Annotated in this window: 23 protein-coding genes; 17 read left to right on the forward strand and 6 right to left on the reverse strand. The window is 72.0% G+C overall.

What is annotated here, in order from left to right:
- The first annotated feature begins 6 nt into the window (after positions 1–6).
- Positions 7–894: an alpha/beta fold hydrolase gene (locus tag CHB94_RS08560; protein ID WP_217899228.1), complete on the forward strand. Its 888-nt coding sequence runs from the start codon at positions 7–9 to the stop codon at positions 892–894.
- 13 nt (positions 895–907) lie between these two features.
- On the opposite strand, the gene CHB94_RS08565 is transcribed toward CHB94_RS08560, so the two are convergent.
- Positions 908–1,678 (reverse strand): SDR family NAD(P)-dependent oxidoreductase, encoded by a 771-nt coding sequence (locus CHB94_RS08565; protein ID WP_089336146.1) that lies wholly within the window; start codon positions 1,676–1,678, stop codon positions 908–910.
- A 113-nt stretch (positions 1,679–1,791) separates the two neighbouring features.
- Between CHB94_RS08565 and CHB94_RS25065 the strand changes: the two genes are divergently transcribed.
- Genes CHB94_RS25065 through CHB94_RS08580 form a run of 4 tightly spaced genes read left to right on the forward strand, consistent with a single transcriptional unit; the run spans position 1,792 to position 3,985 of the window.
- Entirely contained in the window at positions 1,792–1,941 is a 150-nt protein-coding gene (locus CHB94_RS25065) for a hypothetical protein (RefSeq protein WP_176445469.1), read from the forward strand.
- Positions 1,938–2,396, forward strand: coding sequence for a hypothetical protein (locus CHB94_RS08570; protein WP_089336147.1), 459 nt, complete (start codon positions 1,938–1,940; stop codon positions 2,394–2,396). The genes CHB94_RS25065 and CHB94_RS08570 overlap by 4 nt, the downstream gene beginning before the upstream one ends.
- Entirely contained in the window at positions 2,317–3,441 is a 1,125-nt protein-coding gene (locus tag CHB94_RS08575; RefSeq protein WP_089336148.1) for an alpha/beta fold hydrolase, read from the forward strand. The genes CHB94_RS08570 and CHB94_RS08575 overlap by 80 nt, the downstream gene beginning before the upstream one ends.
- 1 nt (position 3,442) lies before the next feature.
- The gene (locus tag CHB94_RS08580) at positions 3,443–3,985 is read left to right on the forward strand and encodes a GNAT family N-acetyltransferase (RefSeq protein ID WP_089336149.1); all 543 of its coding nucleotides are present in this window, start codon (positions 3,443–3,445) and stop codon (positions 3,983–3,985) included.
- Positions 3,986–3,989: 4 nt separating this feature from the next.
- Here CHB94_RS08580 and CHB94_RS08585 read toward each other — a convergent pair whose 3' ends face one another.
- The 3 genes from CHB94_RS08585 to CHB94_RS08595 are packed head-to-tail and all read right to left on the reverse strand — an operon-like array spanning position 3,990 to position 7,237.
- On the reverse strand, positions 3,990–5,627 hold the full coding sequence (locus CHB94_RS08585) for an ABC-F family ATP-binding cassette domain-containing protein (RefSeq protein WP_089336188.1): 1,638 nt from the start codon (positions 5,625–5,627) through the stop codon (positions 3,990–3,992).
- Between the two features lie 44 nt (positions 5,628–5,671).
- A complete protein-coding gene (locus CHB94_RS08590; RefSeq protein WP_089336150.1) occupies positions 5,672–6,751 on the reverse strand; it encodes an adenylate/guanylate cyclase domain-containing protein in 1,080 nt (359 codons plus the stop codon).
- A gap of 15 nt (positions 6,752–6,766) precedes the next feature.
- The gene (locus CHB94_RS08595; RefSeq protein WP_089336151.1) at positions 6,767–7,237 is read right to left on the reverse strand and encodes a universal stress protein; all 471 of its coding nucleotides are present in this window, start codon (positions 7,235–7,237) and stop codon (positions 6,767–6,769) included.
- 234 nt (positions 7,238–7,471) lie between these two features.
- On the opposite strand from CHB94_RS08595, the gene CHB94_RS08600 reads away from it, so the two are divergent.
- The 7 genes from CHB94_RS08600 to CHB94_RS08630 all read left to right on the forward strand — a co-directional run bounded on the left by CHB94_RS08600 (position 7,472) and on the right by CHB94_RS08630 (position 16,435).
- Positions 7,472–8,362: an ABC transporter ATP-binding protein gene (locus CHB94_RS08600; RefSeq protein ID WP_089336189.1), complete on the forward strand. Its 891-nt coding sequence runs from the start codon at positions 7,472–7,474 to the stop codon at positions 8,360–8,362.
- Positions 8,359–9,114 carry an ABC transporter permease gene (locus tag CHB94_RS08605; protein ID WP_089336152.1) on the forward strand — a complete coding sequence of 252 codons (756 nt, stop codon included), beginning with the start codon at positions 8,359–8,361 and terminating at the stop codon, positions 9,112–9,114. Before CHB94_RS08600 ends, CHB94_RS08605 begins: the two co-directional genes overlap by 4 nt.
- A gap of 136 nt (positions 9,115–9,250) precedes the next feature.
- Positions 9,251–10,060, forward strand: coding sequence for an ankyrin repeat domain-containing protein (locus CHB94_RS08610; protein ID WP_089336153.1), 810 nt, complete (start codon positions 9,251–9,253; stop codon positions 10,058–10,060).
- A 175-nt stretch (positions 10,061–10,235) separates the two neighbouring features.
- Entirely contained in the window at positions 10,236–14,009 is a 3,774-nt protein-coding gene (locus tag CHB94_RS08615; RefSeq protein ID WP_254920503.1) for a multifunctional oxoglutarate decarboxylase/oxoglutarate dehydrogenase thiamine pyrophosphate-binding subunit/dihydrolipoyllysine-residue succinyltransferase subunit, read from the forward strand.
- A 1-nt stretch (position 14,010) separates the two neighbouring features.
- Positions 14,011–14,187 (forward strand): DUF6104 family protein, encoded by a 177-nt coding sequence (locus CHB94_RS25070; RefSeq protein ID WP_089336155.1) that lies wholly within the window; start codon positions 14,011–14,013, stop codon positions 14,185–14,187.
- Between the two features lie 200 nt (positions 14,188–14,387).
- Positions 14,388–15,101 (forward strand): metal-dependent hydrolase, encoded by a 714-nt coding sequence (locus tag CHB94_RS08625; protein WP_089336156.1) that lies wholly within the window; start codon positions 14,388–14,390, stop codon positions 15,099–15,101.
- Between the two features lie 146 nt (positions 15,102–15,247).
- The gene (locus CHB94_RS08630; protein WP_089336157.1) at positions 15,248–16,435 is read left to right on the forward strand and encodes an RtcB family protein; all 1,188 of its coding nucleotides are present in this window, start codon (positions 15,248–15,250) and stop codon (positions 16,433–16,435) included.
- Positions 16,436–16,560: 125 nt separating this feature from the next.
- On the opposite strand, the gene CHB94_RS08635 is transcribed toward CHB94_RS08630, so the two are convergent.
- Positions 16,561–17,757, reverse strand: coding sequence for an NAD(P)-dependent malic enzyme (locus tag CHB94_RS08635; protein WP_089336158.1), 1,197 nt, complete (start codon positions 17,755–17,757; stop codon positions 16,561–16,563).
- Between the two features lie 40 nt (positions 17,758–17,797).
- On the reverse strand, positions 17,798–18,124 hold the full coding sequence (locus CHB94_RS08640) for a S26 family signal peptidase (protein ID WP_254920504.1): 327 nt from the start codon (positions 18,122–18,124) through the stop codon (positions 17,798–17,800).
- A gap of 96 nt (positions 18,125–18,220) precedes the next feature.
- On the opposite strand from CHB94_RS08640, the gene sodN reads away from it, so the two are divergent.
- From sodN to CHB94_RS08670, 5 genes are read left to right on the forward strand one after another with little or no spacing between them, the layout of a single operon-like run.
- Entirely contained in the window at positions 18,221–18,625 is a 405-nt protein-coding gene (gene sodN, locus CHB94_RS08645) for a superoxide dismutase, Ni (RefSeq protein WP_089336159.1), read from the forward strand.
- A complete protein-coding gene (locus CHB94_RS26090) occupies positions 18,528–19,829 on the forward strand; it encodes a phosphatidylserine decarboxylase (RefSeq protein ID WP_254920505.1) in 1,302 nt (433 codons plus the stop codon). The genes sodN and CHB94_RS26090 overlap by 98 nt, the downstream gene beginning before the upstream one ends.
- 12 nt (positions 19,830–19,841) lie before the next feature.
- Positions 19,842–20,642: a CDP-diacylglycerol--serine O-phosphatidyltransferase gene (gene pssA / locus CHB94_RS08660; protein ID WP_089336160.1), complete on the forward strand. Its 801-nt coding sequence runs from the start codon at positions 19,842–19,844 to the stop codon at positions 20,640–20,642.
- A complete protein-coding gene (locus CHB94_RS08665) occupies positions 20,639–21,124 on the forward strand; it encodes a GNAT family N-acetyltransferase (protein ID WP_089336161.1) in 486 nt (161 codons plus the stop codon). The genes pssA and CHB94_RS08665 overlap by 4 nt, the downstream gene beginning before the upstream one ends.
- Entirely contained in the window at positions 21,121–21,903 is a 783-nt protein-coding gene (locus CHB94_RS08670; protein ID WP_089336162.1) for an HAD-IIA family hydrolase, read from the forward strand. Before CHB94_RS08665 ends, CHB94_RS08670 begins: the two co-directional genes overlap by 4 nt.
- The last annotated feature ends 112 nt before the right edge of the window (positions 21,904–22,015 follow it).

The following is a 22,015-nucleotide window of genomic DNA, read 5'->3' on the forward strand; positions in this document are numbered from 1 at the left end:
CGCCTCATGCAGAGCAGCGGAATCCAGCGGGCCCAGGTGGGCGACCTCGAGATCGCCTACGAGACCTTCGGCGACGCGGGCGATCCGCCGGTGCTGCTGGTCATGGGCCTGGCGACGCAGATGATCGGCTGGCCGGACGACTTCTGCGCCGGTCTGGCCGACCGCGGCCATTTCGTCGTCCGGTTCGACAACCGGGACATCGGGCTGTCGACGCACCTGCACGCCGCCGGAGCGCCCGACATCATGGCGATGTTCGGGGGCGACGTGTCGACGGCCGCCTACGGGCTCACCGACCTGGCCGACGACACGATCGGCCTGCTCGACGCCCTCGGCCTGGACAGCGTGCACCTGGTGGGTGCGTCGATGGGCGGCATGATCGCCCAGCTGGTCGCGGTGCAGGCTCCCGAACGCGTGCGCAGCCTCACCTCGATCATGTCGACGACCGGGGAAGCCGGTGTCGGCGCACCCGCCGAGGTCGCCCTCCCGGTCTTGCTCGCACCGGCTGCCACCGACCGCGAGGGCGCGATCCAGCGGGTGATCAACACCTACCGGGTCATCGGTTCGCCCGGCTTCGAGTTCGACGAGGCCGCGCTCCGCGACCGCGCGGGGCTCGCGTTCGACCGCGCACACGACCCGGCCGGGGTCGCGCGGCAGCTGGCGGCCATCCTCACCACGCACGACCGCACACCCGACCTCGCGAAGATCTCGGTGCCCACCCTCGTGATCCACGGCTCGCACGACACGCTGGTCGACGTCAGCGGCGGCCGCGCCACCGCGGCCGCGATCCCCGGCGCCGAGCTGCTCGTCGTCGACGGCATGGGGCACGACCTGCCGCGCGCGGTGTGGCCGGAGATCACCGACCGCATCAGCGCTCTGGTCGCGCGGGCCGGCTGACGCCACCGACGCCTCAGCTGGTGAGCATCCCGCCCTCGACCGGGATGGTCGTGCCGGTCACGTAGCCGCCGGCGTCGCTGACGAGGAACACGAGTGCCGCGGCCAGCTCCTCCGGGTCGCCCTTCCGGCCCACGAGCACCCGCGCCAGCTGGGACTCGAGGTAGCCCTCGGGGTACTGGTCGGTCATCTCGGAGGTGAAGAACCCCGGGGCGAGCGCGTTCACGCGGATCCCCTTGCGGGCGGTCCACTGCTGGGCGAGGTCGCGGGTCAGCCCGATCAGCCCGGCCTTGCTGGCGGCGTACGCGGCCTGCGGGAGCCCCGCAGTCGTCAGGCCCAGCACGCTGGAGATGTTGACGATCGAGCTGCCCGGCTGCATCACGCGGCCACATGCCTGAGCCATCCAGTAGCAGCCGTTGAGGTTCACCTCGATGACCTCGCGGAACTGCTCGGGGGTCTCCCGCGTGGCGGGCACCGCCGTTCCGATCCCCGCGTTGTTGACCAGGATGTCGACCCGGCCGAACTCCCCCATCGCGGCGTCGACGAGGCCCTGGCAGTCCTCCGGGCTGGCGACGTCGGTACGCACGCTGATCGCTCGCCGGCCCGCCTTCTCCACCGCCTGCTGGGTGTCGGCGAGGCGGTCGACCCGTCGGGCGCCGAGCACCACGTCGGCCCCGGCCTCGGCCAGGGTGCGGGCGAAGACGGCGCCGAGCCCCGAGGAAGCGCCCGTCACGATCGCCACCCGGTCGTCCAGCCGGAACATGTCGAGGATCGTGCGGTCAGCCATGTCGGGAGCTCCTGTCGTCGACGTCGTCCGCACGACCGTAACGAAGACGTGGGGTAGCTCACCTCCCGGGCGGGTAGAGCGGTCGTCCGAACCCGGCGGGGAGGCAGACGACCGTGACCAACCTGGCGCAGAACCTGCTCGACAGCGCGGCCAAGGACGAGAACCATCCCGCGCTCCGGATGGACGACGCCGTCCCGAAGGGCCCCACCGGCAAGATCCTCCGACGGGCCGTGGAGGTACCGCAGGAGGTGGGACAGCGATGAGGCCGCCGTCCGGGCCGAGGAAGCCGGCGCCGTCGCCCCCACTGTGGCGCCAGGCGTTCGACGCCGCCGAACGGACCGTCGCCCCCCGTGCCGAGGAGCTGGTGCGTGCCCCGTGGTTCACGCTGGGCTCGGCCCTGGCCCGCCGCGCGCAGAACCTCGCCGGCCGGTCCGCCCAGCAGCTGACCGCGCGCGCCTGGCATCTGCTCAACCTGCCCGCCGGCAGTGACATCAGCCGGCTGCGCGCGCAGATCGGGTCGCTGGACCGGGAAGTACGGCGCCTGACCCTGCAGCTGGAGACCGAGCGACGCCGCGCCGCCCGCTCCGTGTCCCGCCCGGGACCGACCGAACCGCCGACGACGACCACGGAGGACGACGATGCCGACGGTGCCCAGCCCGCAGACGGTGCTCGACCGCGTCCGCCGCGACGTCGAGCGCAACGCCCTGCGCGCCCGTAACGGGATCAAGCTGGTCGCGGGCGTCGACCGGCCCGGCGTGGGGCAGACACCGAAGGACGTCGTCTGGCAGCGTGGCCGCACCCAGCTGTGGCACTACCGCAACGACCCGGAGACCCATGGCGGGGTCCGGTACGGGCCGCCGCTGCTGCTCGTCTTCAGCCTGGTCAGCCGCAGTTACATCCTCGACCTGACCCCCGGCAACAGCTTCGTCGAGCAGCTGCTCGACGCGGGATTCGACGTGTACATGCTCGACTGGGGCGAACCCGACGAGCGGGACGCGGAGAACCGGCTCGAGGACTACGTCGACGACTACATCCCCGCCGGGATCGACCGGGTCCTGGAGCTCTCCGGTGCGGACGAGGTCACCCTGTTCGGCTACTGCTTCGGCGGGGACCTCGCGCTGCTCTACGCCGCGCACCACCCGGACGCGCCGCTGCGCAGCCTCACGGTGCTGGCCACACCGGTGGACTTCCGGCACATGGGCCCGCTCGCCGACATCTTCGCCGTCGGCGGGATGGACGTGGGTTCCGTTCTCGGCGCCGACGGCAACGTGCCGCCGTCCGTGGTCGTGCAGGGCTTCCGGGCGCTCACGCCCACCGCCGAGGTGACCCGCTACGTCACCCTCTGGGAGCGGCTCTGGAACGACGAGTACGTCGCCTCCTACCAGGCGATGACCGGCTGGTCGGACGACCACGTGCCCTTCCCGGGCGCGGCGGCCCGCGAGACCGCGGAGATGCTCGTACGGAAGAACGGGATGGTGACCGACCAGCTGACCGTGGGCGGGGACCCCGTGCACCTCGGTGACATCCGGGTCCCCTTCCTCACCGTGCGGGCCAACCGGGACCACATCGTGCCGCCGGACGCGACGGCGCCGCTGATCGACCTGGTGGGCTCGCCGGACAAGCACGAGCTCTGCCTGGACGCCGGCCACATGGGGCTGGTCGTCGGGCGCACCGCAGCGAAGACGACGGTGCCCACGATCATCGACTTCATCCGGCGGCGGAGTGATGAGCTGGCCGCCGACGGCTCGGCAGAGGAGGCCTGACGTGGAGATCGTGGAGCTGGGCCCCGAGCGGTGCGACGCCCTCCTGCGCTTCTTCGCGGAGCTGCCCGAGGGTGACCTGACCTTCATCAAGGAGGAGGTCACCGATCCGGAGACGGTCCGCTCCTGGGCGACCGAGTCCTCACCGGGCGGCCGCTGGGTGGCCGTCGACGGCGACGAGGTGACCGGTTACGCCGCCGTCCGGCCACTGCCCGGCTGGTCGGACCACGTCGGTGAGCTGCGCCTGGTCGTGGCGACGTCGCAGCGGGGCAAGGGACTGGGCCGGGAACTGGCGCGCCGGGCCCTCGTGGAGGCGGTCTCCTCCGGGCTGTCGAAGCTGGTCGTCGAGGTGGTCGCCGAGCAGGGAGCGGCGTTGGCGCTGTTCACCGACCTCGGCTTCACCGGCGAGGCCTTGCTGCGGGACCACATCCGCGACCGCAGCGGCGAGCTGCGCGACCTCATGGTGCTGGCCCACCACGTGTCCGACACCTGGTCGGGCATGGACACCGTGGGGATCGCCGACGAGCTCGGGACGCCCGCCGGCTGACCGGTCAGCGCTCGACGACCTGACCGTCGGTCACCTGGAGCCGGCGGGTCGTGGCGACCGCCTCGAGCATGCGTCGGTCATGGGTCACCAGGAGCAGGGTTCCCGCGTACTCGGCCAGGGCCTGCTCGAGCTGCTCGATGGCGGGCAGGTCGAGGTGGTTGGTGGGTTCGTCCAGGACCAGCACGTTCACCCCCCGCGCCTGGAGCAGTGCCAGCCCCGCCCGGGTCCGCTCCCCCGGGGAGAGCGTCGCGGCCGGGCGCAGCACGTGGTCGGCTGTCAGCCCGAACTTGGCCAGCAGCGTGCGCACGTCCGCCGTCGGCCAGTCGGGCACCTCGGCGGAGAACGCGTCCAGCAACTGCTCGCCGCCGAAGAAGCGGCTGCGCGCCTGCTCGATCTCCCCGATCTGCACCGCCGGCCCGAGCGATGCCGCGCCCTCGTCCAGTGGCACCCGCCCGAGCAGGGCGGCCAGCAGCGTGGACTTCCCCGATCCGTTGGCCCCGGTGATGGCGATCCGATCGCCCCAGTCGACCTGCAGGTCCAGCGGGCCCAGCCGGAACTCGCCGCGCCGCACCACGGCCCCCCGAAGCGTGGCGACCACGGCACCGGCTCGCGGTGCGGCGGCGATCTCCAGCCGCAGCTCCCACTCCTTGCGCGGCTCCTCCACGACCTCCAGCCGCTCGATGCGGCGGTCGGTCTGCCTGGCCTTGGCGGCCTGCTTCTCCGAGGACGCCCGGTTGTGCGCCTTGATGTGCTTGTCGCCGTCCTTGGACTTCTTGATCGAGTCGCGGACGCCCTTGGCCATCCAGTTGCGCTGCATGCGCGCCCGCGCCTCGAGCCCTGCCTTGGTGTCGGCGAACTCCTCGTACTCCTCGCGGGCGTGCCGCCGCGCCACCTCGCGCTCGGTCAGGTACGCCTCGTACCCGCCGTCGACGACGCGGACCAGCTGCTGGGCGAGGTCGAGCTCGACCACCCGCGTCACCGTGCGGGCGAGGAACTCACGATCGTGGCTGACGACGACGATGCCGGCGCGGGACCCGCTGACGAATCGCTCGAGCTGGTCCAGTCCGGTCAGGTCCAGGTCGTTGGTGGGTTCGTCGAGGAGGAGGACGTCGTAGCGGGACAGCAGCAGCGCGGCCAGGCCGACGCGGGCGGCCTGGCCACCGGAGAGGCCGGTGGTCGGGGCGTCCAGGGCGACGCCGGGCGCCACCTCGGCGACGACCTCGGCCGCCCGCTCCTCCAGGTCGGCACCCCCGAGAGCCAGCCAGTGCTCGAGCGCGTCGCCGTAGGCGTCGTCCGCGCCTGCCCGACCGACGGTGAGGGCGTCGGTGGCCGCGTCGAGCGCGGCCTGGGCGGCGGCCACACCGGTCCGCCGGACCAGCGCCCCGAGGACGGTCTCGCTCTCCCGTCGCTCGTGCTCCTGGGGCAGGTACCCCAGGGTGGCCGTCGGTGGGCTGACGACGACGGTGCCGGCCTCGGCGGGCAGGTCACCGGCCAGCGTGCGCAGCAGCGTGGACTTGCCCGCGCCGTTGACGCCGACGAGCCCGACGACGTCACCGGGAGCGACGACGAGATCGAGACCGGAGAAGAGCACGCGGGCGCCGTGACCGGCCGCCAGTCCGCGGGCGACCAGAGTTGCGCTCACCGGCACAGCCTCCCAAGCCGCCCGTCACCGCGAGCGACCGGTCCTCAGGCGTCCTCGTCCTCCGGCCGCTCCAGGACGTCGTCGGCGAGCTCGTCGAGCATGCCCTCGAGCGGGTTGTCCTCCTCACCCGGCGGACGGCGCCTCACCAGCCACGGCTGCAGGTGGTCGTAGCCGCGGACCGAGACCCGGCGCAACGGCCGTACGCGGTAGGCGCGGAGCCCGCGCAGCCGCTGGGCCAGTTCCCGGTCCACGAGCACCGTGCCGGGGCGGCCGAGCGAGGTCAGCCGGCTGGCCAGGTTCACCACGGGCGAGTAGACGTCGCCCAGACGGGTCAGCACGGCGCCGTACGCGGCCCCGACCCTCAGCGGCGGACGCTCCTCGCTGTCCCACACCTCCGGCAGCAGCAGCCCGATCTCGACGGCGTCGACCGGGGACGCGGCGGTGAAGAGCACGCCGTCCCCGACGGTCTTGACCACCCGGCCGCGGTGCTGCGCGATGACCTCGGTCGCGGTGCTCTCGAAGTCCTCGACCATGGCCCCCAGTTCGCGACCGCCCATGCCCCGGCTGCGTGTGGTGTACCCGACCAGATCGGCGAAGCCGACCGCGAGCCGGCGCCGGTCCCCCTGGCCGGCCGACGAAGCGAGCAGCCGGTCGGCGTTGGCTGCGAGGTGCCGCCGCCAGACGTAGCTCTGGATGTCCCGCATCTTGGGCAGCAGCTCACGGGCGACGGCCACGGCCTCCTCGGGCGAGGCGGGCTGACATCCGCCGCCGGGCTCGGGCCGGCTCAGGGCATCGGCGAGCATGTCGGTCTGCCAGTCGGCCAGTCGTGACAGCGCCTGGCCCATCGCCCGGGCGATGGAGGCCTCGGTGTCGGCGTCGACGAAGCCGGAGTCGATCAGCTCCGACAGCACCCCGAGCGCCCGGACGTCGGCGTCGGTGAACGCGGGGTCGTCGTCGGCGGCGTCGGGGAAGCCGAGCGCCCGCCAGAGCCGCTGGGTGCGGTCGGGCGCCATTCCGGCGAGCTCGGCGACCTGGAGCCGCGTGTACCGCCGCGGGCCGTCGAGCAGCAACCGCTCGATCGCCTCACGGGCGTCCGGGCCGGAGCGCTCGTCCGGGGCGTCCATCTGCGGTCCGCGACCTCAGTCGGTGGTGTGCACGACGAGCACGTCGCATGCGGACCGCCGGGTGGCATCGGCCGGGACCGAGCCGAGCAGCCGACCCTTGATGCCGGCCAGACCACGGTTGCCGACGACCAGCAGGTCGGCGTTCTCCCGACGCACGACCTCCAGCAGCGCCTCGACCGGCGAGCCCTGTACGGCGACGGTCTTCACGCTTCCTGCACCCGCCGCGCCGGCGCGCTCGGCAGCGGTGCGCACCGTGTCCTCCGCCGGGTGCGAGCCGACCACCTGGTAGGCCTCGTCCCGGAGGACGTCCTGGGCGCGGGCCAGTTCGCGGTCGTCGGCCTCGGTGGGCAGGTAGGCGCAGGCGATGACGAGCGTCGCGTCACACGCGCCGGCCAGCACACCCGCCCGCGCGACCGCGCGCAGGGAGGACTCCGAACCGTCTGTTCCCACGACGACCGTCCGGTAGGCGTTCGAGGTGTCGGTCACGGCGCGGACTCTATGTGACCGTGTGCCGGCGGTCACGCCCGAGATGATCTCCGGCGCCGGGGGTGCGGTGCGGCGCGCCGCGGGCTCTCGGGGCTCACGGGAGCGCTCCTCGGTGCGCTTGGATGGGTTCGGACCCGCGCCCCACGACGAGGAGACACCATTTCCATCGCAAGCGCCGCGACGGTCGACCCCGTCCGGGTCGATGTGCACGGACTCAGCAAGTCCTTCGGTCGGGTGCAGGCCGTCTCCGATCTGAGCTTCACCGTGGAGCCGGGGTCGGTGACCGGCTTCCTGGGGCCGAACGGCGCCGGCAAGACCACCACGCTGCGGATGCTTCTCGGCCTCATGCAGCCCGACTCCGGGACGGCGACCTTCGACGGCGCCCCGTACACGACCCTGACCGCCCCGCTCCGCACCGTGGGGGCCGTGCTGGAGACCGCGTTCCACCCGGCCCGGTCCGGTCGCAACCACCTCCGCGTGTACTGCCGCGCCGCCGGCTTCCCGCTGTCCCGCGCCGACGAGGTCCTGGCGCAGGTCGGGCTCGCCGACGCCGGCAACCGCCGGGCCGGGGGGTATTCGCTCGGCATGCGGCAACGGCTGGCGCTGGCCACCGCGCTGCTGGGCGATCCCGCCGTCCTGGTGCTGGACGAGCCGGCGAACGGGCTGGACCCCGAAGGCATCCAGTGGCTGCGGGGCTTCCTGCGCCACCTCGCCCACGACCTGGGCAGGACGGTCCTGGTCTCCAGCCATCTGCTGAGCGAGGTGGAGCAGACCGTCGACCGCGTGGTCATCGTCGGCGCGGGCCGCCTGGTCCGCGAGGGCTCCATGGACCAGTTGCGCTCGGGGGCCGACGGCGCCGGCACGGTGCTGGTCCGCAGCCCGGAGGCCGCCCGGTTCGCCGACCTGCTGCGCGCCGACGGCACGGGGGTGACCTCCCAGGACGGCGTCCTCACCGTCACCGGGACCACACCGGCCGAGGTGGGCCGGCGGGCGTTCGCCGCCGGCATCGAGCTCCATGAGCTGCGCTCCCGCACGAGCGGACTCGAGGCGATCTACTTCCAGCTGACCGGCGGTTCCGAGCAGTTCGCGGCCCCCTCACCCGTCGCCCAGGAGGCCACCCGATGATCCGCCTGGTGCGCTCGGAGTGGACCAAGCTGTTCACGACCCGGGTCTGGCTCGGGCTGCTGCTCGGTGGCTGCGTCATGGTGGGCGGCTTCGCCGCCCTGCTGACCGGCTTCGCCGGCAACGCAGAGAGCGGGCTGCCACCGGTCGGGACGCCGGAGTTCGAGCAAGTGGCGCTGGCCCAGGCCACGAATGCGACGGTGCTGTTCCTGATCCTCGGCATCATCGGGATGACCCAGGAGTACCGGCACCGCACCGCGACACCCACCTTCCTCACGGTGCCGCGCCGCTGGAAGGTGGTGGTCGCCAAGCTGATCGCGTACTCGGTGGCCGCCGTGCCGTTCGCGCTGGTGATGCTGGCCGTGAACGTCCTGGTCGTGACGGTCTACGCCGGCGCACGCGGCGCGGCCCCGTCCCTCACCGGGGACAACCTGGAGGTCCTCGCGACCTCGGGGCTCGCTCTGGTCATCTATGCGCTCATCGGGGTCGGGATCGGCGCGCTGCTGCGCAACCAGGTCGGGGCGATCGTCGGTGGCCTCGTGTACCTGTTCGTCGTCGAGCCGGTGATCCGCTCGATCCCGGCCACGTCCGGGGCCTACAAGTGGATGCCGGGAGGCGGGCTCGAGGCGATGACGGCGACGTTCCAGGGGCCCGATCTCCTGGGCGCCTGGGAAGGCGGCCTCCTGTTGGTCGGCTACGGCCTGCTGGCCGCGCTCCTCGGCACCCTGCTGGCGGTCCGGCGCGACGTCGTCTGAGCAAGGACCCCGCCTCCCGCCCCCTCCCGGGGCCCGGCCCGAGCGTGCGAGGGTCGGGGAGGAGGGGGTCCTTACGCACACTCGAGGCGGTGCCCCGGACGGGGCCACCGTCTTCCCACCGAAGGAAGGACGACGCGTGACCACTCGCATGACCGCCCAGCGACTGGGCCGGCTGATCGCCGCCGGGGACCTCGACGCCGTCCGGACCGCCGTCGAGTCGTCCGCCCGGCTGCTCGACAGCACCGTCGAGCGGTCCGGGCAGGGCGGCTGGACGCCCCTGCACGTGGCCGTCGCCGAGTGCCAGGGCGACATCGTCCGCTTCCTCGTGGGTGCCGGGGCGGACCTGGGCGCGCGCACCGAGCACCACCGGACGCCGATGCACGTGGCACTGGAGTCCTGCCCCGCCCTCGTGCCCGTGCTGCTCGAGCTCGGTGCCGTCCTCGACGCCCCGAGCGCGGCCTTCCTCGGGGAGGTCGACACGCTCGTGGCCCACCTCGACGACGGGGCGTCCTTGAGCGACCCGGCGTCGGGGATGGACCTGCTCTCCTGGGCGGCCCTGGGCGGCTCCCCCGCCACGGCCAAGGTGCTCCTCGAGCGAGGCGCCGACGCCGACGGTGGCGCCCTGCACGCGGCGGCGGGTGGCGCGCAGCTGGAACTGGTGCGGCTGCTGCTCGACGCGGGAGCCGACGTCGACCGGCGGGAACCCGACACCGGCCGGGTTCCCCTGCACGCCGCCGTCGCCGGAGACCCCGGAGGCGACTCCCCGGACGTCGTCCGCGTGCTCCTCTCCCGCGGGGCCGACGTCAACGCGACGACCAACGACGGCGCGACCGCTCTGGACATCAGCCGGGTCGCCGCCGCCCGCCACCGCGGGAACGACGCGGGCCGCGCGACCGCGAACGACGACCTGGCCGATCTACTGGTCGCACACGGCGCCAGGGACTAGCGATCGGTACCCGGTCGGCGCCGACGACCGGGCGTAGACTCGACACCTGGCCCCAGCCATGCCGCGGCTCCGGACTTCTGGTCTGCGGCTGTGTCGCGGCCCGAGAACGCAGCCCAGACGACAGCCCCGAGTACGCAGCCCATCGACGAAGAAGGCACTCGACCCCGTGTCAAGCGTGAACTCATCCCGGCCCTCCTCCGCGTCCTCCTCCTCGGTGGCTGGATTCGGCACCAACGAGTGGCTTGTCGAGGAGATGTACCAGCAGTACCTCGCCGACCCGTCCAGCGTGGACCAGGCCTGGCACGAGTTCTTCGCCGACTACCGGCCGGGCAGTCCGGTGGGCGCCGCTGACCGCGAGGAACCGCCCGCCTCCACGAACGGCCCCGCGGCGGCCAAGCCGTCCGCCACCCCCGCCAAGCCGTCCGGCACCCCCGGGAAGCAGCCGGCCGCCGGTAAGGACGACTCGCGCGCGGTCACGCCGCAGGCGCCGGCGACTGCCGAGCCGGCCGCGCCCCCGGCCGCGAAGGCGCCCGCCGCGCAGTCGGCGGGCAAGCCCGCGGCCAAGACCCCCGCGCTGCCCGTCGCAGCCGGCAGCCAGGCGCCGCTGCGCGGCGCCGCCGCCGCCGTGGTCAAGAACATGAACGCTTCGCTCACCGTGCCGACGGCGACGAGCGTGCGCGCGGTGCCGGCCAAGCTGCTGGCCGACAACCGCATCGTCATCAACAACCACCTGACCCGCTCGCGGGGTGGGAAGATCTCGTTCACCCATCTGATCGGCTACGCGCTGGTCCGGGCGCTGGACGACTTCCCGAACATGAACAACGCCTACGCCGAGGTCGACGGCAAGCCGGTGCTGGTGCAGCCCGAGCACGTCAACTTCGGGCTGGCCATCGACCTGCCGAAGTCCGACGGCTCGCGGTCCCTGGTCGTGGCCTCCATCAAGGCCGCCGAGGAGATGGACTTCGCCGGCTTCTGGGCCGCCTACGAGGACATCATCCGGCGTGCCCGTGCCAACAAGCTGACGATGGAGGACTTCTCGGGCACGACGATCAGCCTGACCAACCCGGGCACGATCGGCACCAACCACTCCGTGCCGCGGCTCACCGCCGGGCAGGGCGCGATCATCGGCGTCGGGGCGATGGAGTACCCGGCCGAGTTCCAGGGGATGAACCCCGACGCGCTCACCGAGATGGCCGTCTCCAAGATCATCACGCTGACGTCGACCTACGACCACCGCATCATCCAGGGCGCGGAGTCCGGGGACTTCCTGCGTCGCCTGCACGCCCTGCTGCTGGGCGAGGACGGCTTCTACGACGAGGTCTTCCGGTCGCTGCGGATCCCCTACGAGCCGGTGCGCTGGATGCCGGACGTGCGGATCACCCGCGAGGGACAGATCGACAAGGAAGCCCGGGTCATCGAGGTCATCGAGGCCTACCGGCGCAACGGCCACCTCATGGCCGACACCGACCCCCTCGAGTTCAAGGTCCGCACCCACCCCGACCTGGACATCCTCCAGCACGGGCTGACGCTCTGGGACCTCGACCGCACGTTCCCCGTCGGCGGGTTCGCCGGCGAGCGTCTGATGGCGCTGCGGGACATCCTCGGCGTGCTGCGCAACTCCTACTGCCGCACGGTCGGCGTGGAGTACATGCACATCACCGATCCCGAGGAGCGCGAGTGGCTCCAGCAGCGGATCGAGGTCAAGCACGAGCAGCCCGACCGGGAGAAGCAGAAGCACGTGCTCGGCCGGCTCAACGCCGCCGAGGCCTTCGAGACCTTCCTGCAGACCAAGTACGTCGGGCAGAAGCGGTTCAGCCTCGAGGGCGGCGAGTCCGTCATCCCGATCCTCGACGAGGTGCTCATCGCCGGCACCGACCACGGCCTCGACGAGGTCGCCATCGGCATGGCCCACCGCGGCCGGCTCAACGTGCTCGCCAACGTGCTCGGCAAGAGCTACGCCAAGATCTTCGGCGAGTTCGAGGGCAACATCGACCCCGGCACGGTGCAGGGGTCGGGCGACGTGAAGTACCACCTCGGGGCCGAGGGCACCTTCCGGAACCCGTTCCGGGAGGGCGCCGAGATCGCCGTCTCACTGGCCAGCAACCCCTCGCACCTGGAGACCGTCAACCCGGTCCTCGAGGGCATCGTCCGCGCCAAGCAGGACATGATCGACAAGGGCGAGCAGGGCTTCACGGTCCTGCCGGTCCTGCTGCACGGCGACTCCGCGTTCGCCGGCCAGGGCGTCGTCCAGGAGACGCTGAACCTCTCCCAACTGCGTGGCTACCGCACCGGCGGCACCGTCCACGTGGTCATCAACAACCAGGTCGGCTTCACCACCAGCCCCGGTTCGGCGCGGTCGACGCTCTACTCGACCGACGTGGCGCGGATGGTCAACGCCCCGATCTTCCACGTGAACGGTGACGACCCCGAGGCGTGCGTCCGGGTGGCCCGTCTGGCGGTCGAGTACCGCCAGACGTTCAAGAAGGACGTCGTCGTCGACCTGGTCTGCTACCGCCGGCGCGGGCACAACGAGGGCGACGACCCGTCGATGACCCAGCCGCTGATGTACGACATCATCGACCGCAAGCGCTCGGTCCGGAAGCTCTACACCGAGGCGCTGGTCGGCCGCGGCGACATCACGCTCGAGGAGGCCGAGGAAGCGCTCAAGGACTACCGCGGCCAGCTGGAGCGCGCCTTCGCCGAGACCCACGACGCACAGGACTCCTCCGAGCCCCAGCCGGTCATGGACCCGCGCATGGCGCAGGAGTCCACGGTGCGGACGGCGATCACGCAGGAGGTCCTCAAGACCATCGGCGACGCGCACGTGTCGTTCCCGCCGGACTTCACCCCCCACCCGAAGCTCCAGAAGATGCTCGAGCGGCGCGCAGCCATGGCCAGCGAGGGTGGCATCGACTGGGCCATGGGCGAGCTGCTGGCCTTCGGCTCGCTGCTCATGGAGGGCATCCCGGTGCGGCTGGCCGGCCAGGACTCCCGACGCGGGACGTTCGTGCAGCGCCACTCGGTGCTCATCGACCGGGAGATCGGCAGCGAGTACACGCCGCTGGCGCACCTCACCGAGGACCAGGCGAAGTTCTTCGTCTACGACTCGTTGCTGTCGGAGTACGCGGCCCTGGGATTCGAGTACGGCTACTCGGTGGCCAACCCGAGAGCGCTGGTGCTGTGGGAGGCCCAGTTCGGGGACTTCGTCGACGGCGCCCAGATGGTCATCGACGAGTTCATCAGCTCCGGCGAGGCGAAGTGGGGTCAGCGCTCGGGCGTCGTCATGCTGCTGCCGCACGGGCTCGAGGGCCAGGGTCCGGACCACTCCAGCGGCCGGATCGAGCGGTTCCTGCAGCTGTCGGCGGAGAACAACATGACCGTCGCCAACTGCACCACCCCCGGCAACTACTTCCACCTGCTGCGCCGGCAGGCGCTCTCCGACGTGCACCGGCCCCTGGTCGTCTTCACGCCGAAGTCGCTGCTGCGGGCCAAGGTGGCGGTCAGTCCGGTCGAGGACTTCACCGAGCAGAACTTCCGCCCGGTACTGCCCGACACCGGGGTCGGCGGTGAGCCGCTGGACCAGGCTGCGGTACGGAGGGTGCTGCTCTGCAGCGGCAAGGTCGCCTACGACCTGATGGCGCAGCGGGAGTCCGAGGGCACCGCCGACGTCGCGGTCGTGCGAGTCGAGCAGCTCTACCCGCTGCCGGCCGAGCAGATCCGGGCGGAGCTGGAGCGGTACCCGAACGCCGACGACGTGGTCTGGGTCCAGGAGGAGCCCATGAACATGGGCGCCTGGCAGTTCATGGCCGTCAACCTGCCGGAGCACCTGCCGGAGGGCCGGACGCTCCGCCGCGTCAGCCGGCGGGCGTCGGCCAGCCCGGCCGTGGGATCGGCGAAGGTGCACGACGTCGAGCAGCGACAGCTGGTCGCCGAGGCCTTCGCGGTCTGACGTGTACTTCACCGACCGCGGGCTGGAGGAGCTGGCCGACCGGCGGGGCGAGGAGCAGGTCACCCTCGCCTGGCTGGCCGATCAGATGCAGGCGTTCGTCGACCAGTTCCCCGACTTCGAGGTGCCGGTCGAGCGGCTGGCCACCTGGCTGGCGCGCGGCGGCACGGAGGACGAATGACTGAGCACATCGCGATCCTCCGGATCGCACCACGGCCAGGTGCCGTCCCCCGGCTGAGGTGAGCCGTTCCGGGGATCGCGGTGAGGACCCTCCGGGCCCGACCCGCGATCCCCCCTCGCGGGGCGTCCTGCGTTCCGGAGGATCGCAATGTCATGGCGCGCCTGGCCCGGTGTCCGCCGTCGGAGCGTCACTCTGGGCGCGTGCTCGGACACTCGCATGCCCTGTCGGGCCTGGCCGCCGGCGCGGCGACCCTGCCGTGGGCACCCGTGCACGGGACGGTGGCGCAGGTTGCCTGGGTCTCCGCAGCCGGCGGCTTCGCCATGCTGCCCGACCTCGACCAGCAGGGTTCGACGATCTCGCGCATGTGGGGACCGGTCACGGACGTCCCCTCGGGCCTCGTGGGCACCGTCGCCCGAGGACACCGCTGGGGAACCCATGACGCCGTCCTCGGAACGGCGGTCTTCGGGCTGCTCGCCCATGCCGCCGCGGGCGCGTACTGGTCGACCCTGCTGCTGCTCGCCCTGGCCATCGGGCTGGCGCTCCGCGCGTTGCACTTCGTCATCCCCGGCCGCGCCGAGAACACCGTCATCGGCAATCTCCTGCTCTCCTGGGGCGGAGCGTGGTTCCTGCTGGAGCACAGCCCCAGCCCGGCCTGGCTGCCGTGGGCGGTCGGCGTCGGCGTGCTCACCCACATCGCCGGTGACTTCCTGACCAAGGAGGGCGTCCCGGTGCCGCTGTTCTGGCTGGTGCGGCGCAGCCGGCTCGCGCCCATCCACCTGCGCACCGGGGCCTTCGTGGAGAAGGCGGTCCTCGTGCCGGCCCTGCTCGTCATGATCGCCGTGTTCGTCTACGCCAACACCGCGGCCGGCGCCGCCCTGGATCCGCTCGTCCGAAGACTGCTCAGTCTCGGCTGAGCAGGTGAGGAGACGCCCGACCGACGCACCGGAGCAGCGGAAGGCCGACCCTCGCCGAGCACGGGCCGCGGCGGCGCCTTCATGACTCGCGGCCGGACCGCGGAATCCGTTCGCGGGGATCAGACCGTCCCCGCAGACTCGCGGATGTGGAACGACTCTCCGACCGGCTGATGAACTGGGCCAGCATCCTCGACGACGAGACCCGGCGGCAGGCCGAGCGCACCGCGACGCTGCCCTTCATCGACCCGCACGTGGCGCTCATGCCGGACGCTCATCTGGGCAAGGGCGCGACGGTCGGCTCGGTCCTGCCCACCAGGGGCGCGATCATCCCGGCGGCGGTCGGTGTGGACATCGGCTGCGGCATGATCGCGGTCCGCACGCCGTGGTCGGCCGACGAGGTCCGGAGCCGGGGGTCCCTGGCGCCGCTGCGCGGGGACATCGAGCGAGCCGTTCCCCTGTCGGCCGGCAAGTACAACAAGAAGCTCACCGGGTCGGCGAGGCGCCGGGTCACCGAGCTGGAGGCGAAGGCGGACGAGCTCGGCGAGAAGGTGCTGCGATCGGTGACCGCGACCGCGCCGAACTGGGCGCTGCAGCTGGGCAGCCTCGGCTCGGGCAACCACTTCATCGAGGTGACCGCCGACGAGCAGGACCGGGTCTGGCTGTTCCTCCACTCCGGCAGCCGCGGGGTGGGCAACAAGATCGCTCAGAAACACATCGCGATCGCCCAGCAGCGCGCCCGGGAGGAGAACCTCGAGCTCCCCGATCGCGACCTCGCCTGGTTGGACGAGGGGACGCCGGAGTTCGACCGCTACATCGCCGAGCTGCGGTGGGCGCAGCACTTCGCGCTGCTCAACCGCGAGGAGATGATGGACCGGGTCGCCGCCTGCCTCGCAGCGCACATGCGCGCGGACGAGACGCCGGAGCTGGAGCGGATCAACGCCCACCACAACTTCACCCAGCGGGAGCGGCACTTCGGCGTCGATCTCTGGGTGTCCCGCAAGGGCGCCATCCAGGCGAAGCGGGGACAGGCCGGTCTGATCCCCGGCTCGATGGGGACGGCGAGCTACGTCGTCAGCGGGCTCGGCAATCCCGAGTCACTGGAGTCCTCCCCGCACGGCGCCGGACGGGTGTTCTCCCGGACGAAGGCCCGCAGGACGTTCACCCGCGCCCAGCTGGAGGAGTCGATGCGGGGCATCGAGTGGCGGCACAGCGACGCCTTCCTCGACGAGATCCCCGCGGCCTACAAGGACGTGGACGTCGTCATGCGGGACGCCAAGGACCTGGTGGAGGTGCGGCACACCCTCCGGCAGCTGGTCAACGTGAAGGGCGACTGACGGTGGCCGGGTACCGACGGCTACCGGACGCTGGCCCGCGCGGCGCACGAGGCCACGGCAACCCTGGTCGCGGGGATCGCCGCGATCGACGGCCTCCGGGTCGTCGGTGACCCGGTCACCACGCTTCAGCGGGTGATGCCCTGCTCCCGTGCGCACGCGGCGACCGCGGTCGCGACGGCCTCGGCGACACGGCGGTCGAGCGGGCTGGGCACGACGTAGTCCGCGCGCACGCCATCGCCGACGACGCCGGCGATGGCGGCGGCCGCCGCCAGCTTCATCTCCTCGGTGATGCTCGTGGCGCCGGCGTCGATCGCGCCCCGGAAGACCCCGGGGAAGGCGAGCACGTTGTTGATCTGGTTGGGCAGGTCACTGCGGCCGGTGGCGACGACGGCGGCGTACTTCGCGGCCATCTCCGGGTCGACCTCCGGGGTCGGATTGGCCAGCGAGAACACGATGCAGTCCTTCGCCATGGAGGCGATGGCCCACTCCGGGACCGAGCCGCCGGAGAGCCCCAGGTAGACGTCGGCGCCCTCCAGTGCGGCGGTCATCGTCCCGGCGAACTGTCCCTTGTTCGTGTTCTCGACCAGCCACCGCTTGCTGGGGGTGAGGTCCTCGCGCCCGGCGTGCAGGACGCCCTTCGAGTCGGCCACCGCGATGTCGCCGACACCGGCCCCCAGCAGGATCTTCGTGCAGGCCATGCCTGCGGCCCCCGCGCCGGCGACGACCACCCGAAGGTCTGCGAGCTCGCGGCCGACGACCTTCGCCGCGTTGCGGAGCGCGGCCAGGACGACGATCGCCGTCCCGTGCTGGTCGTCGTGCATGACCGGGATGTCCAGTCGTTCACGCAGCCGAGCCTCGATCTCGAAGCAACGGGGCGCGCTGATGTCCTCGAGGTTGATGCCCCCGAAGGACGGCGCGACGGCGGCGACGGTCTCGACGATCGTGTCGACGTCGGTGGTCGACAGGACCACGGGGACGGCGGACAGGCCGGCGAACTCCTTGAACAGGCAGGCCTTGCCCTCCATGACCGGCAGCGACGCGGCCGGCCCGATGTCGCCCAGCCCGAGCACCGCGGTGCCGTCGGAGACCACGGCGACCACCCGCGGGGCCCAGGTGAAGCGGCGGGCCAGCTCCGGCTCGGCGGCGATCGCGCTGGACACCCGGGCCACCCCGGGGGTGTAGGTGAGAGCGAGATCGGCGATCGAGGTGATGGACCGGGTGGAGGCCATCGAGAGCTTGCCGCCCTCGTGGACTGCGAAGGCCGGGTCGTCGGCGAAGCGGTCGGTCGTGTGCTCGCGCCCGGAAGCTTCGTTGCCGCCCATGGGCGTCGAGCGTAATGGCCAGGTGAGCCGGCGCCGTCGGTCAGGTCGGCGGCATCGGCGGCAGCCTGCCCAGCCGGGGCCGCAGCCGCGCCACGACCCGGCCCACGACCACGGCGGGCCCGTACGCCCGGCTGTCGTCCGTGATCAGCGGGTTGTCCCCCTCGACCCAGTGGCCCCCCGGAACCGTCCGGCGCACCCGCTTGACCACCAGGAGGTCCGGCCGGGAGGGGAACCGGGCGAGGACGACGTCTCCGGTCCGCACGGCTGCCGCTGACCGCACCCGGCGCACCAGCAGCCGGTCGCCGTGCCGCACCGTCGGGGACATGGAGGGACCGGCGACACGGGCCAGGACCCAGGGGCTGGCCAAGGGGGGGACGGCGGGGGTCTCTCCTGCCCTGTCCTGTCCGATCACCGCGAGTAGGGTCGCAGACGACAGAACCCCACGACATCCGGAGGCACCTCCATGCGTTTCACCCGCATGTTCTCCACGGTGGAGGCCACGGCTCACTGCGACCTCCCCTGCGGCGTGTACGACCCGGCCCAGGCCCGTATCGAGGCGGAGTCGGTCAAGGCCATCCAGGAGAAGTACCAGGCCAACGAGGACCCGGCCTTCCGCACCCGCGCCATCCTGATCAAGGAGCAGCGCTCGGACCTCGTCAAGCACCACCTGTGGGTGCTGTGGACCGACTACTTCAAGCCTCCGCACTTCGAGAAGTACCCGCAGCTCCACGAGCTGTTCAACAAGGCCACCAAGCAGGCCGGCGCGGCCGGTGGCAAGGGCAGCATGGACCCCGCCGAGGGCCAGAAGCTGCTCGACTACATCGCCGAGATCGACAAGATCTTCTGGGAGACGAAGGCCGCCGCCTAGTCACCTGCTCCACCGGCGCTGCCGGGCCGCCCGCGAGGAGGTCCGGCAGCGCCGTCATGTCAGCCTCGCGCTCGCCGCGGAGATCCAGCGGCGGCTGCTGCCGGCTTCCTGCACCTGGCTGCTCCGGATCGAGCTGCACACCGGCTCCGCCGCGATCGTCAACGCCGGGCACACCCTGCCGCTGCGTCTGCGTGGTGGCCGGGTGGCGGAGATCCGGCTGGGCATCGAGGCGCCGTTCGGCGTCCTGCCGGGCAGGTCCTTCGACGTCCAGCCCTTCCCCATCGAGCCCGGCGACCGGATCGTGTTCCTGACCGACAGCATGCGGGAGTGCAACGCCGCATCGCTCGACGTCGCCGCCGTCCTCGAGGCCACGGCCGGAGACCTCCGGGACGACGCCACGATGGTGTGCCGGGACCGGTACGGCGGCCCGCCCCGCGGCCGGACCACCGAGTTCGGCGCCGACCCGGAGCCGCCTCGGCGCCCGGCCGACCCCGACGTCCGGACCGGCCCTCGGGCAGGCCGGTACCGTTTGGCCACGATGCGCATCGACCGGGCCGGGTGGCCCTTCATCACCGGGCCCCTGGCTCCCGCCGCCGTCCTGGCCGTCGCCGGACCGCGCGGGACTCGCTGGCTGGCCTCACCATTCGTCGCGCTCTCGGCCTACATGGCCCTCTTCTTCCGGGACCCCGACCGCCGCTGCGACAGCGTCCCGCCCGATCCCGACGACGTGCTCTCCCCCGCCGACGGGGTGGTGATGGTCGCCGGCGAGCCGCAGGACGGCGTCGCGCCCGAGGGCGAGTGGCAGCAGGTCAGCGTCTTCCTGTCCGTCGTGGACGTGCACGTCAACCGATCGCCCTACCGTGGGGAAGTCGTGGAGAGCTCCTACCGGAAGGGCAGCTTCCTGGCCGCCTACCGCAAGGAGTCCGCGCACCGGAACGAGCGCACCGAGATCTGGCTGCGCGATACCGAGGGCCCCACCGCCCGCACCGTGGTCTTCCGGCAGATCGTCGGGGTCCTCGCGCGGCGGATCGTCACTCGCACCGGCCCCGGACAACGACTGGCCACCGGTGAGCGGATGGGCTTGATGAAGTTCGGCTCACGGATGGACGTCTTCCTACCGCCGGAGTGCACGCTCACGGTCGCCAAGGGGCAGCGGGTGCGAGGCGGCGAGACCGTCATCGCGCGCTGGCCCGCCACGGGCTGAGAGGTCGCGTCCATGCCACCGACGCGGCGCACCGCGACCGTCGAGTTCGTCCGCGGGTCCGTGCGCGGCACCCGCCGCCGGGCCCTGGCGACCCTGCCCAGCCTGTTCACGCTCGGCAACATGTTCTGCGGCTTCTTCGCCATCCTGGTGTCGATCCGGGGGCAGTACACCCTCGCCGCAGTGCTGATCGGGCTGTCGGTGCTCTTCGACATCACCGACGGCGCCGTCGCCCGGCTGGTCGGTGCAGTGACCCCGTTCGGCCTGCAGTTCGACTCACTGGCCGACCTGGTCTCCTTCGGCCTGGCCCCGGCGCTGCTGGCCTTCACCCTCTTCTCGCAGGGCCAGGACGAGTGGGACCCCCTGGGGTGGGCGGCCTGCTTCGCGTGGGTGGCCTGCGCGGCCATCCGGCTGGCCCGGTTCAACACCACGATCGACCCGACCGCCGACAAGCGGTACTTCATCGGCATGCCGAGCCCCGGGGCCGCCGGCGTCGTCCTCGCCTCGGTGTTCGCGTTCGGCGACCAGATGCAGGGCCGCGACCGGCTCTGGGTGCTGCTCGTCGTCCTCGTGCCCGCTCTGCTGATGGTGACCAACATCCGCTTCCGGTCGTTCCGGTCGCTGGTGAGCCCGAAGAGCGGTCGTCCCTACGGTCTGGTGGCCACGGCGCTCCTGCTCGTCGCCGGCTTCGCGTTCTTCCCCGTGGTCACCGGTTGCCTGCTGGCCTACGGCTACCTCCTCGCACCCGTCCTCGTCCCACTCGTCGCGCCGCTGGCCAAGCTGCTGCCGGCCGGGCTCAAGGAGGCTCTCTCATGACCGTGCGGCTCATCCGTCCCGACGACGTGCCCGCAGTCGTCGGGCTGGTCCGCGAGCTCGCCGACTACGAGCGGGCGCTGCACGAGGTGCGCCTGTCCGAGGAGCAGTTGAGCGCGTGCCTGTTCGGCGACTCCCCCGCGCTGTTCGGGCACGTCGCCGAGGACGACGGGCAGGTCGTCGGCGTCGCCCTGTGGTTCCTGAACTTCTCCACCTGGCGCGGCACCCACGGCATCTATCTCGAGGACCTGTTCGTCCAGCCGCAGCACCGCGGCAAGGGGCTGGGCAAGGAGCTGCTCCGCACCCTCGCGGAGGTCTGCGTCGAGCGCGGCTACTCCCGGCTGGAATGGTCGGTGCTGGACTGGAACACCCCGTCGATCGAGTTCTACAAGGCCGCCGGCGCCGTTCCCATGGACGAGTGGACGGTCTTCCGCCTCACCGACGCCGCCCTGACCGACTTCGCCACCGACCGGAGGCCCGCATGACCACCGAGCGCACACCGCCGGAGTGCTGGCTGACCGACATGGACGGCGTGCTCGTCCACGAGGAGAAGGCGCTGCCCGGCGCCGCGGAATTCCTCGACCGGCTGCTCGAGAAACAGCGCCGCTTCCTCGTGCTGACGAACAACTCGATCTTCACGCCGCGCGACCTGGCGGCCCGGCTGACCCGCACCGGCCTGCACGTGCCGGAGGAGTCCATCTGGACGTCGGCGCTGGCGACGGCGGACTTCCTGACCAGCCAGCTCCCGGGCGGTTCGGCCTACGTCATCGGCGAGGCCGGCCTGACCACGGCGCTGCACGAGGTCGGCTACGTCATGACCGATACCGATCCGGACTACGTGGTCCTGGGCGAGACGCGCACGTACTCCTTCGAGGCGATCACGCGCGCCATCCGGCTGGTCGGCAGGGGCGCCCGGTTCATCGCCACCAATCCCGACGTCACCGGCCCCTCGCCGGAGGGCCCGCTGCCGGCGACCGGCTCGGTGGCAGCGATGATCACCCGCGCGACCGGCGCAGAGCCCTACTTCGTCGGCAAGCCCAACCCGATGATGTTCCGCAGCGCGATGAACCGGATCCAGGCGCACTCGGAGTCCACGATCATGGTCGGCGACCGCATGGACACCGACGTCGTCGCCGGCATCGAGGCCGGACTGGAGACCGTCCTGGTGCTGTCGGGATCCACCGCGGCGGCCGACGTCACCCGCTTCCCGTTCCGCCCGAGCCGGATACTCAACTCGATCGCCGACGTCATCGACCTGATCTGAAAGAGGACCCCCTTCCCCAATGCCGCTTACTTACGGTGTTTGCCCAGGTAGGGGCCGTCGCCGGTGACCGCAAGCGCGTAGCTGATCTTGCTCGGTGGCCGGACGTGGTCAT

Source organism: Blastococcus mobilis (genome assembly GCF_900188025.1).
GTDB classification, from domain to species: Bacteria; Actinomycetota; Actinomycetes; order Mycobacteriales; family Geodermatophilaceae; genus Blastococcus_B; species Blastococcus_B mobilis.

Excerpts from the sequence above, each read along its gene's own strand:
- pssA (WP_089336160.1), top strand. The coding sequence starts at position 19,842 with ATGCCACCGACGCGGCGCACCGCGACCGTCGAGTTCGTCCGCGGGTCC.
- CHB94_RS08635 (WP_089336158.1), bottom strand. The coding sequence starts at position 17,757 with ATGGGCGGCAACGAAGCTTCCGGGCGCGAGCACACGACCGACCGCTTC.
- CHB94_RS08560 (WP_217899228.1), top strand. The coding sequence starts at position 7 with ATGCAGAGCAGCGGAATCCAGCGGGCCCAGGTGGGCGACCTCGAGATC.
- CHB94_RS08665 (WP_089336161.1), top strand. The coding sequence starts at position 20,639 with ATGACCGTGCGGCTCATCCGTCCCGACGACGTGCCCGCAGTCGTCGGG.
- CHB94_RS08565 (WP_089336146.1), bottom strand. The coding sequence starts at position 1,678 with ATGGCTGACCGCACGATCCTCGACATGTTCCGGCTGGACGACCGGGTG.
- sodN (WP_089336159.1), top strand. The coding sequence starts at position 18,221 with ATGCGTTTCACCCGCATGTTCTCCACGGTGGAGGCCACGGCTCACTGC.
- CHB94_RS08570 (WP_089336147.1), top strand. The coding sequence starts at position 1,938 with ATGAGGCCGCCGTCCGGGCCGAGGAAGCCGGCGCCGTCGCCCCCACTG.
- CHB94_RS08575 (WP_089336148.1), top strand. The coding sequence starts at position 2,317 with ATGCCGACGGTGCCCAGCCCGCAGACGGTGCTCGACCGCGTCCGCCGC.
- CHB94_RS08590 (WP_089336150.1), bottom strand. The coding sequence starts at position 6,751 with ATGGACGCCCCGGACGAGCGCTCCGGCCCGGACGCCCGTGAGGCGATC.
- CHB94_RS08670 (WP_089336162.1), top strand. The coding sequence starts at position 21,121 with ATGACCACCGAGCGCACACCGCCGGAGTGCTGGCTGACCGACATGGAC.
- CHB94_RS08605 (WP_089336152.1), top strand. The coding sequence starts at position 8,359 with ATGATCCGCCTGGTGCGCTCGGAGTGGACCAAGCTGTTCACGACCCGG.